8 protein-coding genes and 1 rRNA gene are annotated in these 13,590 nt (G+C 60.5%); 7 read left to right on the top strand and 2 right to left on the bottom strand.

All coding sequences use genetic code 11. From position 1 onward, the window contains the following. Positions 1-46 precede the first annotated feature (46 nt). The 5 genes from AC1ATL_RS08285 (at position 47) to AC1ATL_RS08305 (ending at position 7,646) form a co-directional block, all read left to right on the top strand. The gene (locus AC1ATL_RS08285; RefSeq protein WP_476569863.1) at positions 47-2,395 is read left to right on the top strand and encodes an alpha-L-arabinofuranosidase C-terminal domain-containing protein; all 2,349 of its coding nucleotides are present in this window, start codon (positions 47-49) and stop codon (positions 2,393-2,395) included. Positions 2,396-2,487: 92 nt separating this feature from the next. Next, positions 2,488-3,444, top strand: coding sequence for a TatD family hydrolase (locus AC1ATL_RS08290; protein WP_476569864.1), 957 nt, complete (start codon positions 2,488-2,490; stop codon positions 3,442-3,444). 169 nt (positions 3,445-3,613) lie between these two features. Continuing rightward, entirely contained in the window at positions 3,614-5,794 is a 2,181-nt protein-coding gene (locus AC1ATL_RS08295) for a KUP/HAK/KT family potassium transporter (protein WP_476569865.1), read from the top strand. A 71-nt stretch (positions 5,795-5,865) separates the two neighbouring features. Continuing rightward, complete coding sequence (locus AC1ATL_RS08300; protein WP_476569866.1) at positions 5,866-6,750, top strand: class II glutamine amidotransferase; 885 nt, start codon at positions 5,866-5,868, stop codon at positions 6,748-6,750. Between the two features lie 77 nt (positions 6,751-6,827). Then, the gene (locus tag AC1ATL_RS08305) at positions 6,828-7,646 is read left to right on the top strand and encodes an HD domain-containing protein (RefSeq protein ID WP_476569875.1); all 819 of its coding nucleotides are present in this window, start codon (positions 6,828-6,830) and stop codon (positions 7,644-7,646) included. A gap of 227 nt (positions 7,647-7,873) precedes the next feature. On the opposite strand, the gene AC1ATL_RS08310 is transcribed toward AC1ATL_RS08305, so the two are convergent. Continuing rightward, positions 7,874-8,959, bottom strand: coding sequence for an ATP-binding cassette domain-containing protein (locus AC1ATL_RS08310; protein ID WP_476569867.1), 1,086 nt, complete (start codon positions 8,957-8,959; stop codon positions 7,874-7,876). Continuing rightward, complete coding sequence (locus AC1ATL_RS08315) at positions 8,956-10,335, bottom strand: ABC transporter permease (RefSeq protein WP_476569868.1); 1,380 nt, start codon at positions 10,333-10,335, stop codon at positions 8,956-8,958. The genes AC1ATL_RS08310 and AC1ATL_RS08315 overlap by 4 nt, the downstream gene beginning before the upstream one ends. Before the next feature lie 262 nt (positions 10,336-10,597). Between AC1ATL_RS08315 and AC1ATL_RS08320 the strand changes: the two genes are divergently transcribed. Both AC1ATL_RS08320 and AC1ATL_RS08325 read left to right on the top strand, forming a co-directional pair. Continuing rightward, a complete protein-coding gene (locus tag AC1ATL_RS08320; RefSeq protein ID WP_476569869.1) occupies positions 10,598-12,796 on the top strand; it encodes a DUF6541 family protein in 2,199 nt (732 codons plus the stop codon). A 475-nt stretch (positions 12,797-13,271) separates the two neighbouring features. Then, positions 13,272-13,590 (top strand): 16S ribosomal RNA (locus AC1ATL_RS08325); the annotation flags it as partial.

Raw genomic sequence — 13,590 nt, forward strand, 5'->3', positions numbered from 1 at the left:
CCCAACACCATCCAACCCAACAACCAACACCATTCAAGGACACACCATGACCGACAAACTCACCGCCACACTCGACAAAGCGGGCGTGCGCGCCATCAGCACCGACCTGTGGGGCATCTTCTTCGAAGACATCAGCTACTCCGGCGACGGCGGCCTCAACGCCGACCTCGTGCAGAACGGCGCCTTCGAATACAACCGCGCCGACTCCATCGATTGGAGCAACTACAGCTTCTGGCGCAAAATCGTGCCGGAAGGCTCGTTCGCAGCCTTCGGTATCCATGACAATGACCCGGTTGCCACCGAAAACCCGCATTACGCGACGGTGGAAGTCGAACATGCCCCTGCCGCGCTGGACAACACCGGCTGGGACGGCATGGTGTTCCGCGCCGGAGAAACCTACGATTTCACCGCCTGGATGCGCGTGCGATCGGAAAGCGCGATGCCGGTGACGGTCTCGCTGCGCGGAGACGACGGCAGCATCATCGCCGAAAACACCATCACCGTCTCAGCCTCGGCATGGACGACATACCAAGCCTCGCTGACCGTTCCTGAGCACGGCGATGCCGGCTCGAGCGTGGCCACACAGGGCACATTGCGTCTGGCCTTCGCCGGCGAAGGCGTCATCGACCTCGACTTCGTCACCTTGGAGCCGCGCACCACCTACCACGGTCTCAAGCATTTCCGCCCGGATCTGGTGGAGGCGCTCGCCGACCTCAAACCACGATTCATGCGATTCCCCGGCGGCTGCATCACCCACGGCCTCGGCATGGACAACATGTACCACTGGGACCGCACCATCGGACCGGTCGAGCACCGTCCGCACAACTTCAACCTCTGGGGCTACCACCAGTCATTCCGCATCGGCTACTACGAATACCTGTGCCTGTGCGAAACTATCGGCGCCAAGCCGCTGCCGGTGCTGCCCGCCGGCGTGAGCTGCCAAAACACCAGCCAAGGCCCGGTGCCGGTGGCGCAGGAGGATATGCCCGCTTACATCGATGAAGTACTCCACCTCATCGAATTCTGCAACGGCAGCACCGCCACCGAATGGGGCGCCAAGCGCGCCGCCATGGGTCACCCGGAGCCGTTCGGCCTCGAATACCTCGGCATCGGCAACGAGGATCTCATCGACGACGTGTTCAAAAACCGCTTCCAGCAGATTTTCGACGCCGTCAAAGCCGCATATCCGGACATCGTCGTCGTCGGCACCGTCGGTCCCGCCCCCAGCGGTCAGGATTATGAGGAAGGCTGGAAGTACGCGCGCGAAGCGGGTCTGCCGATCGTCGACGAACATTCCTACCAGTCGTCCAGCTGGTGGTTCCACAACCTCGACCACTACGACCACACGGACCGCAAGGGGCCGAAGGTCTACCTCGGCGAATACGGCTCCTGGAACACCCAACTGATCAACGGCCTGTCCGAAGCGGCCTTCATGGGACGCATGGAACTCAACGGCGATGTGGTGGCCATGGCCTCCTACGCCCCGCTGTTCGCCAAGAATGGGCACCATAGCTGGAATCCGGACCTCATCTACTTCGACAACGAACGCGCCTACCATCCCTACAGCTATTGGGTGCAGCAGATGTACGCCACCACCACGGCCGACACTGCGTGGCCCGTCACCGTCGAAGGCCCGTCCACGCTGCGCCGCACCCTGCCGGACACCGTGAGACTGCGCATCGCGGGCAATGCCAAAGCCGATCTCAACAACCTCACCATCACCACCGCAGCCGGGGACACGATCGACCTCGGCGACGTGGCCTACGACGGCAGGACCACCGACACCCCGCTCGCCCTGCACGCGGATTCCTACAGCATCGACGCCACCGTTGTCTACTACGAAGGCAAATGGGGCATGGACCTCATCTGCGGCGACATCGACGGCAAGAACCACAACATCGTCTCGCTCGGTCGCGGGCACAGCGTGCGCGTGGTCCGCGACGGCACCGCCTACGCGCTTGCCGGCACCGAAGTCTCCATGAACGAAGTGCGACCGGGCACCACTTGGCAGGTGCACGTTGACGTCACCGATCGCGGCCAAGCCATGAAGCTGTACATCGATGGAACGCTGATTGCGGATGGCACGGAGGTCAAGGACGAGCCAAGGCGTACCGTCACCGTATCACGTAATGACAAAGCCGGAGAGACCTACGTGCGCGTGGTCAATGCCATGGACGCGCCAATAAGCGTCGACCTACGTCAGATTCTTGCCGAGTTGAATATTTCCACAGCATCGGCGGCATCCGCCACGGCCACCGTCCTAGCCGGAGACAATCCGTATGCGGGACAGGTCGGTGAGGAATCACCGACCAGGCCGCGGCAGACCGCGATTGATCTGACAGACGGCGACTACACGGCACCGGCATGGTCGTTCACCACCATCACGATTAAGTGACGTGTATGCCGCGAAACGGGCGGACCCTCGTTTGAACCCTCGAACGAGAGTTCGTCCGCAGTGCAGGGCCAATCGGGACTAATCTAGAAAACATGAGCAAGCATCACCGCAATCGCAATTGGGCCCCGGCCCCGCAGCCGCTGCCCGAAGACGCGCACGTCATCGACAGCCACACCCACGTCGCATCCGTCGTGCCCTTCTCCCAAGCCATGAGTCACGAAGCCATGGAAAAAGGCCAAGGCGAAGTACCCGTCTACAGCGTCGACGAACTGCTGGAACAAGCCCAGAAAGTCGGCGTCGAAGGCGTGATCGACTGCGGCTGCGAATTGCCGAACCTCATGACCGCCATCGACATGGCCCGCGAGCATTCGGGCACGGTGCACGCGGCGATCGCCATCCATCCCAACGAAGCCGTGCTGCACGGCCACCGCGGCGTTCCCGGACCGGACGGCCTGCCCATCAAATACCAGCCATGGCACGACATCCCCTTCGACGACGCCATGGCCGAAGTGCACCGCCTCGCCACCACCTACCCGGACCAGGTCGTGGCCATCGGAGAAACCGGCATGGACCTGTTCCGCACCGGCGAAGGCGCCAAGGAAATCCAACGCGAGGCCTTCCGCGCCCACATCGCGCTCGCCAAGGAACTCAACCTACCCATGCAGATCCACGACCGCGACTCGCACAAGGAAGTCATCGAAACGCTGCTCGCCGACGGAGCCCCCGAACGCACCGTGTTCCACAGCTACTCAGGTGACGCCGAAATGGGCGAAATCGCCCGCGAGAACGGCTGGTATCTCAGCCTCTCCGGCACCTCCAGCTACAAAGGCAACGACGGCATCCGCGAGTCGGCCAAGCTGGTCGGTCTCAGCCACGTCATGGTAGAAACCGATGCCCCCTACTTAAGTCCGATGCCGTATCGTGGCCGTCCCAACGCGCCATACATGATCCCCTACACCCTGCAGGCGCTCGCCGATTATCTGGATAAGCCCTTGGCGAACATAGCCCGGGCCACACGCGAGACCACGCGTGAGGTGTACGGCATCTGAAGCGCTTCATAAATTAGGTAAAACAAACAATCCAGTTTATTTGAATCACTGTCAAAACATGCCAGAATTTGTGTGAAGATTTGACAACTGTTTGTCAGGCTCCTAATGTCGCACTTTGCGTTTTATTGTGGGGAGCGGGTTGGAAGGCCCGCCGCTTGGAGGAAGCGTTATGGCGAACGAGCCTGACGAAGAGGAGCGACCGCTGCTGCATGCGGCGACATACACGCAGGCGCCAAAGGTCTCGCACAAAGTCCTGACCAAAGAAGAGCGTCAAGTGCTCATCAAGGAGCACGAACAGCAGCAGGAAGAAGCTGCGAAACTCGACGAGGCCGCCAGCAAGGGCCGTCTTGGCCGCTGGTGGAGCCGGCTGCAGTCCGGACCGGACAAGATCACTCCGGCCATGGCCGTGGTGGCGCTTGGCGTGGTATACGGAGACATCGGCACGTCGCCGCTGTACACCATGCAGACGTTCCTCAACGGTCAGGGCGGTCTGGCCAATACCGACCGCTCCGCCGTGCTCGGCATCCTGTCGCTGGTATTCTGGTCGATCACGCTGATCACCACCGTCAAATACGTGCTCATCGCCATGCGCATCGACAACAACGGCGAAGGCGGCATCTTCGCGTTGTATTCGCTGATCCGCAAATACGGGGCATGGCTGGCGATTCCCGCCATGCTCGGCGGCGCCGCGTTCCTCGCCGATTCCGTACTCACACCGGCCGTGTCGATCAGCTCCGCGGTCGAAGGTTTGGAAACATTGCCGCTGCTGGAGCCGATCATGAGCGAGAACAAGGAGCTGACGCTGATGATCACCGTGGTGATCATCGTCGGACTGTTCGCCGTCCAATCGCGCGGCACCGAACGCATCGGTCGTACCTTCGGCACCGTGGTCATGGTCTGGTTCTCGTTCCTCGCCGTGGTCGGCCTCGTGAATCTGAGCGCCGATTGGAGCGTGTTCGAGGCGCTGAACCCCGTGTACGGCGTGAAATTCCTTTTCAGCCATCACAATGCGGCCGGCCTTGCCGTCATGGGAACCGTCTTCCTGTCCACCACCGGCGCCGAAGCCCTGTATTCCGACATGGGCCATGTCGGCCGTGGCAACATCTACTTCACCTGGCCGTTCATCAAAATCTCGTTGGTGCTGTGCTACTTCGGCCAGGGCGCGTGGATGCTCAACCATTGGGACGATTCCGCATACCGCCGCATGCACGGTCTGAACCCGTTCTTCGAGATGATGACCCCGTCCGTGCGTTACGTCGCCGTGCTGCTGTCGGTGTTCGCCGGCATCATCGCTTCCCAGGCTCTGATCACCGGTGCCTACACCATGGTTTCCGAAGCCACCAGACTCAACTGGATGCCGCATCTGCAGGTCCGTTACCCGGCCCGCACCCGTGGCCAGCTGTACATTCCGGTGGTCAATGGCGTGCTGTGCGTCTCCACGTTGCTCGTATTGGCGCTGTTCCGAGATTCGGAGCACATTTCCGCCGCGTACGGCCTCGCGTTGACCATTACGATGATCACCACCACGATTCTGTTGGCGGTCTATATCTGGCATGACGGCAAGCGCGTCGGCGCGGTGGTGTTCACCGTGGTGTTCCTGGCCATCCAGTTCCTGTTCTTCTTCGCTTCGATGGCGAAGTTCCTGCATGGCGGCTGGTTCACCATGCTGTTGACTCTGGCGATTCTGCTGATCATGTACACATGGAACGAAGGCACGAAGCTGGAGCGTGCGCAGCGGCGGCACATGCAGCCCGCCGATTGCATTCCGGTGTTGCAGCAGCTGCATGACGACGATTCGATTCCGTATTTCGCGGACAACATCGTCTACCTGACGTCCGATCCGGAAATGAAGCGCGTCGACACTGACATCTTCTTCTCGATTTTCGCCGACCATCCGAAGCGCGCCCGCGCCTGGTGGGCCGTGTCGGTGGAGACGTCCGACAATCCGTTCACACGCGAGTATTCGGTGGAGAACTTCGGCACGGACTTCCTGTTCCGTGTGCGCATCCGTCTGGGATTCAAGGTCTCCCAATCGCTGCCCGCCTACATCCACCAGATCATGAACGATCTGTCGAAGTCCGGCGATCTGCCGAAGCAGACCACCCGGTATCCGAAGCTGGACGCCGATCCGAACATCGGCCCGATTCGCTACGTGCTGATCCACAAGGCGCTGATGCCCGAATCGAAGGTCTCGCAGAAGGGCGCGATCTCCCTGCAGATCAAGTACGCCATCCGCCATCTGGCCGGATCCCCGATCAAATGGTTCGGCCTCGCGCCCTACAATCCGCTGGTCGAAATCCAGCCGCTGTTCCTCGCCACGGAGCGTCCGCCGCGCCTGAAACGCGTGTGAATCGCGGGCTATAAGCAACTCCGATAACGGCGTACGCGCGTCGAAACCTGCCGCCGGTAGAGTAATCAACCATGTGCAGATTACTTGGATTCGCGACGGCAGGCAGCAACACCACTCTCAACGGTGTGCTCGGCATGCAGACCGTACGTGATTTCCGTAATCTCAGCGAAATCCACAATGATGGGTGGGGCGCCGCGCTGGTCACGGTCCCGGAGGAATCGCCATACCGTCGCGACGGCGGTGCGCCGACTCCGGAAACCGGCACCGCCATCTACAAGAACACGGTCGCGGCCCGTCACGATCCCATCTTCGACGAGCTCGCCAACACCCCGGCCCGCGGTGGCCTGTGGCACCTGCGTCTGGCCAGCTCGAACCTGCCGCTGATTCTGGAGAACCAGCAGCCGTTCTTCGCCAACGGACTGAGCTTCATCCACAACGGCGACATCTCCGACGATCAGGGCCGCAACATCATCACCAACCGTTCGTTCCCGGTCGACCCGAGCCTGGTGCAGTCCACCGGCGGCCGTTCCGATTCCGCCATCTTCTTCGCGGTCATCCTGCAGTACATCGGTTTCGGCTTCGCGCTCGACGAGGCGGTGGCCCAGGCCGTGCGCGAACTGCGCAAAAGCTATCCGAAGTCCAGCTACAACTGCATGATCCAAAGCCAGGACCAGTTCATCGCCCTGTGCGCGGCCGGACGTGAGGTCACTTCCAAGCGCATCGTCGAAATCTACGACCAGTACGGCCGCGGCGAGCAGGCCCGCGACTACCGCGTGCTGCGCTACCGTGCGCTCGGCGAATCCGAAGCCGACCGTGCCGCTGGACAGCCCAAGGGCGTGGTCGTGGCCAGCTCCGGCTTCGACCAGCGTGCCGAGGACGGCTGGACCCGTCTGAACAACGACCAGATGATCGTGGCCTCCAACCGCACCGGCGAATTCCGCGTCCGTTCCATCTGACGCGCGCCTGAAACGCGCCTAATATGGGGCGTATGACGAACGAATCGAACGAACCGATCACATCGGCGACTGCATCGATGACCACATCGAACGAATCGGCGCAGCCGACCACCGGGTACATTCCCACACTCGCGCAAGTGGACGAGCTGCACCGCAAAATCGCCCAATCGCAAGCCGCATACGACCTCATCCATGGTCACTGCGTGGTCGTGGCGGACATCGCCCGACGCATGGCACGCCGCCAGAACGCGCTGTTCACCCGTCGCTGCACCCTGCCTGCGGACGCACCTGAGAAAACAGGCGATTTCGGGCTGGAACTCGGCACGGACGATTCCGGCTCCGAATCGCTCGGCATGCTGCACGTGCCCGCGGTGTCGTCGACGGAAGGCCTGACCGGCGGCACGGTCCCGCCGCGGCTCATCGACGAACATCTGGTGGTGATCGGCGGCCTGCTGCACGACATCGGCACGTACTTCCTGCTCAAGCAGGACGGTTCCGATGGTAAACCGCTCAAATTCGATGGTCCGCACTATGTGCAGCACGGATTGAAAGGCTACGAATACCTGCTGGAACAGGGCGTCGACGAGTCCATCGCGCAATTCGCGCGCAACCATACGGGCGTGGGACTCACCAAAGAAGCGGTGGAATCGCAGGGCCTTCCGTTGCCTCCGGCCGATTATGTGCCGGTGAACCTCGAACAGGAGGTCGTCATGGTGGCGGACAAGTACAACAGCAAGTCGATTCCGCCGAAGTTCCTCACCGCCGAAGCCTATACGCGCAAGGCCGCCCGTTTCGGTGAGGACAACAAGCGCGAATGGCTGCGGCTTCTGGAACGTTACGGCATCCTCGACGTCAAACCGCTCGCCGAGCAATATCACATGCGCGTCGCCGAATAATTCGTACGGACCCATACGGAACCAGTTACGGGACCCGTATGAAATCCATCCCGGAATTCGTACGGGCGTCCTTGTCTTTCGATTATCGGAGCAAGTCGCAAAGGCAAGTTGCAGAAGCAACGAAAAAGCCTTGTCCGACATCGCAAACCACGGTGCCGGACAAGGCTTTTTCAAATTATTTTTAGATTATTTTTCGGATTGTGGAAGGACGTTGCGGAAGGACGAAACTAGTCGAGTTCCGCGCAATGCTCCATTTGATCGGCCACTTCAGAATCGGAAGTCACCACGATAATCGCGCGCTTGCGGTCCTCGTCGCGTTTCGCCTTCTTCAGCAGGCCAAGCACCACAGCGGCATCGTCACGGTTCAGTCCCGCGGTCGGCTCGTCGGCGATGATCACCTCGGCCTCGCAGCTCAGTGCTCGGGCGATCGCCACACGACGCTGGTTCAATTCGCTCAGCTTGCCGACTGGCATGCCGGACGTCACCTCTTCGAATCCCACGCGCTTGAGCAGCTCGCGTGCGATCACCGGCTTCGGCTGAAGGAAGTTACGGTTCGACGCGTCCATCGCGTACAGCACGTTGCCTTCCGCGTCGAGATCGCCTCGCACCGCGAACCGCTGCGGAATGAAACCGATACGGTGTCCGAGCACATCCACCGGCTCCACATCCGCGATATTCGTGCTTTTGTGCATCACATTGCCACTGGTTGTCCGCATCATGCCGACCATGGTGGCCAGCAATGCTTGACGCTGTTCGGCGTCATCGGCGTCCACCAGCACCGCGTAGGTCGCGCCGGCATGGAACGCCAAGGAGACGTCGTCAAGCACATTGCGGCCGGTCTTGCGGTTGCTCACCGTCACATGGTCGAGCGCGAACGTCGGATTCGCTTTGAAGAAGAACGCATCCTTTTTGCGACGGTGCTTGATCTCCCGATCGATCTGGGATGACACGCTCGTCGCGGAATCCGCCTTCACGCTTTCGCGGCCGGCGAGCGGCGTCTGATCGTCGGCCGCGCCCAGCGCGAGCGTCTCGTTCACACGGTTCGCGTTGTCGCTGGCCACGCTGTCTTCCGTGGCGATGCCTTCCGCATCGTCCTTGTCCGCCGTGGCTTCCTGCGATTCCGCGGTGCCGGACGTAGCATGGTCCGCCGTATCGCCATTCGCCGTATCGCCGGCATCGTCCGTATCGTCGTATACCACCGCGAAATCGACCGCTTCGATCGAATCGATCGATACGGAAGCGTCGTTTCCGTCAACGCCGTCAGCCGACGTCAGCGCTTCGTTCTCGGTATCCTTCACGTCCTTGTCGCTCATGCGTCCACCTCCGTACGGTTCGTCGTTTCGGCCGCATCCGTTTCGGTCGTATCAACCGGCTTGTCGGAACGGCTTGCGAACAATTGGCTCAAATCGAAGAATCCCACGCGCATGAACGCGATGATGCCCAATACCAGGCACGCGCCCAGACCGTACCAGATCACGTTCCAAACAGACGCGGACGTGATGGCCACGGCCTGTCCTCCGGCCCACGCGGTGCCGATCGGCTTGGCCAGCAGCGCGCCGGCCACCAGACCGATGATCCAGCCCGGAACGGTCATCATGAACGTCTCCAGCATGAACTGCCATCCCAGACGGCCCTTGGTGACGCCTGAAATCATCGCCATGCCGATTTCGTCGCGGCGGCCGGCGATCGCGGCCCACAGCACCAGCGCCAGCAGTGCGAGACCGCCGACAATCACGGACGCCAACAGGATCACACGTGCCGAGGCGGCGGCGGAATCCAACGGCGCGATACGCTTCTTGTACGCGTCGAGCGACGGCGAGGAGATCGTGTACTTCGACGTGTCCAGCTTGGCCTTCTTCACCAGGCGCACGAACTTGTTGTACGTGGCCGGATTGGTCAGCGAGAAGATGATATTGAGATCAGGAACGGCCCAGCCCTTGGCATCGGTCGTATCCAATCCGTCCTTCGCGAAATTGATGTACGTCGTGTACACCACGTTCTCGCGGTTGTCCTTCGCGTACTTCGCGTCGGAACCATATCCGGCGGGCGCGTCACCGGTGTATTCATAGATGCCGCGCACGGTGGCCTTGTAGGTCGTGGAAGGCTTCGTCGGATTGCCGACGGTCACCTTGCTTCCCACCTTGAGGTTGTTCTTCTTGGCCAGCGCCTGCGAGACCAGCACCCCATCGTTTTCCGTCTTGTAGCTCAGGTTCTTGCCTTTGACCACCTTGAACGTGCCATAGTCGTTGACTTTCACGGCTTCGGCCGTATAGAAGGCCTGCAGCGTCAGATCGCCACCGGTTTTATCCTCACTGGTGTCGCTTTTCGCGGCGATCGCCTGCAACGACTTGCTGGCACGCACCGGCACCGACGTGGCCAGAGTGTATTCGAACGTCACATTGTTCTTCTGCACGGCCTCCGCGTACTTGCTGTACAGTTCCCACGTCATGTAATTCGCGGTATAGCTGGAGTCCGCGCCATCACGTTTCGCTGAGGTCTTCGCACTTGGTCGGATCGTCGCCGACGCCTTCTGCGATTGGTATGTTTCGTTATTCGCGGTATCGTCTGCCCTCAGGACCGCCAGATCCACGGCGGCCGAGAACGACACCAGCAGTGCGAGCAAGGCCGTTAACGCGGTGCGCCATTTGACGCGACCGAGCGCGGCCCATGCGTTCTTGAGAACGAACATGCGGTACTTCTCCAGTTCTCTGTAGTTATGCGACGGCGCATGCCGACGCCAGCGTTGGCCGGGGCGCACCGTCAAGCAACGACAGCGAGGTACGCTTACAGCGCAATGCGCCCCGTGCAATCATCCTGCCCATCCAACGTGATTGTTTTCTTGCGCAACACTGTTATACCCCTGTGTGAAGTCTGAATACTTCCTGAAAATCGAAGGCTGGATACGGGCCACAACATGGCCGGAATCGCGGTTTCGGCTACGATGGATTGCGATGAAGCAGCACAGCACGAAGCAGCACGACAGGAAAAATTACGACGCGGAGCAGAAGAAACACGTCGCGGGCATGCCGATTCCCGACGCAGCTGGGGAAGCGGCCTCCACGGACAAGGGCGACGACGTCATGATCGATTCCGCCGGTTCCGGCATCGCCGAAAATTCCGTCGATTCCAACGATTCCGTTTTTCCCCGTCTGCCGCGCATCGCACGGCTTGTCTGCTCCGTCATCGGCGTCGCGCTCGCCGCCGCGATTGTATGGGCCTGGTTTCCGCGTGGTGCCGCCGCTTGGACGAATCCGTTGCATGAGATCGACGCGCCCGCACATTACTACTTCATTCGCAAGATTCTTGACGAGGGCATCGGCGCCGCCACCCATCTGTGGCCGAACGACGAATACTATCCGCCGTTGTTCCATCTGCTTGCGGCCGGTCTGATCAAACTTGCCGGCCTGTTCGGCATCAACCTGTCGATCTACGCGGCGTTCAACACGGTTTGGCTGGCCACTTCCGGTCTGGTATGGCCGATTTCGATTCAGCTGTACGCCTCCTATTTCACGAGGCGTCTGTCGGGTCCGGACGATGCCGTGCGATCCGCACGTTCCGCATCTACATGCCGGTCGACGGCATCGCAGCATTCCCCGCATTCCAATGTTTCCGTCCGCGCGATCGCAACAGCGCTGCTTCCCGCCGTACTTGCGCTCATCATCCCCTCTTTGGCTGTCGCTTCCGCATGCCATCCCTTCCAAATGCTGGCTTCCGGTCCGTTGATCACTTTCGGTCTGGCCACCACGCTTCTGCCGTTCTGGCTGTATACCACGCTTCGTTTGCTTGACGCGATCGCCGTTCGCGAGCACCTCGTCAAATGGAGTCTGCTGTTCCTTGCCACGGCTGGTATCTGCATGTTCGCCCATCCGCGCATCGTCTTCACCTGGCTGCTGCTCATGGCCCCCTTCGTATTGACCCGTCTGCCATGGAAAGCCATCGCGGGCCTCGCGGTCGTGGTGGTGCTCGGCGCGGGCGCGTTCCTCGCGTACATGATGTCCAGCTATCAATCGGACCGCTATTTCAACCCCGCCAGCTGGTTCCATACCTTCGTGCCGAATCGCACGGTCCCCGAGGCGCTGCGCGTCTACCTCACCGATAATATCGCCGGCGTGCAGGGCTGGTTCATGGCGGCAATCGTTCTGATTTCGCTGGTCATCACCATCGCTGCGATCGTCCGTCCGCAGATATTCGTCGCTCGTAATTCCGATATCGCGGCGAAGCGATCGCAGCAATCCGCCGTTTCCGAAACGGTTTCCGCCGGTGACTCGGCTGAGGCCACTGCCGTCGCTTCCACCGGATCTGGGAATCGCCGGATTTCCGCTGCCCGTCATACCCCTCGTTCCGAGGTGTCCCGTCTTCGCCGCGACGCGATCGCCATCGCACTGGTCTTCTTCCTGGTCGGCCTGGTCTACGTCTGTTCGACCGCTTTGACCGGGTGGTTCCCCAATATCGTTGCCGCCGCTTGGTATCGTGCCGAGACCCGGCCGCTCACCATGATTCCGTTCGGTGTGGTGTCGCTGGTCGTCTTTGCCGCGGTCGTTCTGCTGCGTTCCAGCCGTTTGCCGAACGTGACGAAAATCGTCGCGGTCATCGTACTTGCGGCGCTCGTCGTTTCCTGCCAATTCGGCAATACCGTCCGTTCCGGCTTGTCCGATGCCGTTTACTCGAATATGGCGATCGACGATTCGCAGCCGGATGAGCAGCTCACTTCCACGAAGGAGCGGATTCTCAAGAAGATGGTGGGGGAGACCGGCACCGATTCGATCGTGGTTTCCGATCCGTTGAACGGCTCCATGTATGCCACCGCGATGTATGGCGCGGATATGCTGTTCCCCATTTACAATCCGAAGGCCGAGAAGAACGGTGCGATTTATGGGCAGACGGAACGCGCGTTCGCTTCGGGCAACGGCAAGGAATTGACGAACACCGTATGTCCGTTGAGCGAAGATGGCGATGCATACTTCCTCAGCATGGGCGCCCAGGCACCGAGTCTTCAGATGTTCACGTTCAAGCAGCAGTACGACACGTTCCACGACCAGCAGCTGATCGACAAGTATGCGAACGACGGCACGATGACAAAGATTCAGGATTACTCCAACTTGTCTTCCAATGCCAAAGGCTGGGCGCTGTATCAATTCAACTGCCGATGAGTGCGGGAAATCCCGGTTCCGTCGTTCCCGACACGCCGTGTGTTGTTGTTTCCGTGTCCGCGTGGCCGTGGTTTTGGCGTCCCATGATGGGTTCCGGGTCGTGTCCGGCCCATTTTCGACACGCCGACAGATGCGCGTTTTTGCAACGTTTCACGCCATGCCGGCGGACGTCGATTTGCGTGGATCGCCCCGGTGCTGTAAGTTTATCTCTTGCTGCCGCTCAGCGAGTGGCCCGGAAGGTTCCGGGTCGCGAGGTGGGTGAGTGGTGGTGGTTTGAGAACTCAAGAGCGTATTTGTACTACTTCTTTATAGTCAATGATTGCCAGTTCATCGTCGGCCACGCGTTCGCGTGTGGTGCCGAGGGATCGGTCAAACGACGGTGAGGTTTTTGTGCGATGCGCCTTTCCTTATAAGGCGATCGTCAATTTTCTTATTTTGAGAGTCATCATGTCGATGTCTCTTCATGAAAAGGTTTTTTGTGGAGGGTTCGATTCTGGCTCAGGATGAACGCTGGCGGCGTGCTTAACACATGCAAGTCGAACGGGATCCATCAGGCTTTGCTTGGTGGTGAGAGTGGCGAACGGGTGAGTAATGCGTGACCGACCTGCCCCATACACCGGAATAGCTCCTGGAAACGGGTGGTAATGCCGGATGCTCCAGTTGATCGCATGGTCCTCTGGGAAAGATTCTATCGGTATGGGATGGGGTCGCGTCCTATCAGGTAGTCGGCGGGGTAACGGCCCACCGAGCCTACGACGGGTAGCCGGCCTGAGAGGGCGACCGGCCACATTGGG

The organism is Bifidobacterium sp. LH_743, assembly GCF_056355775.1.

Bases quoted from the DNA above. Each gene is read 5' to 3' on its own strand.
- AC1ATL_RS08285 (WP_476569863.1), top strand. From the start codon at position 47: ATGACCGACAAACTCACCGCCACACTCGACAAAGCGGGCGTGCGCGCC.
- AC1ATL_RS08290 (WP_476569864.1), top strand. From the start codon at position 2,488: ATGAGCAAGCATCACCGCAATCGCAATTGGGCCCCGGCCCCGCAGCCG.
- AC1ATL_RS08295 (WP_476569865.1), top strand. From the start codon at position 3,614: ATGGCGAACGAGCCTGACGAAGAGGAGCGACCGCTGCTGCATGCGGCG.
- AC1ATL_RS08300 (WP_476569866.1), top strand. From the start codon at position 5,866: ATGTGCAGATTACTTGGATTCGCGACGGCAGGCAGCAACACCACTCTC.
- AC1ATL_RS08305 (WP_476569875.1), top strand. From the start codon at position 6,828: ATGACCACATCGAACGAATCGGCGCAGCCGACCACCGGGTACATTCCC.
- AC1ATL_RS08310 (WP_476569867.1), bottom strand. From the start codon at position 8,959: ATGAGCGACAAGGACGTGAAGGATACCGAGAACGAAGCGCTGACGTCG.
- AC1ATL_RS08315 (WP_476569868.1), bottom strand. From the start codon at position 10,335: ATGTTCGTTCTCAAGAACGCATGGGCCGCGCTCGGTCGCGTCAAATGG.
- AC1ATL_RS08320 (WP_476569869.1), top strand. From the start codon at position 10,598: ATGAAGCAGCACAGCACGAAGCAGCACGACAGGAAAAATTACGACGCG.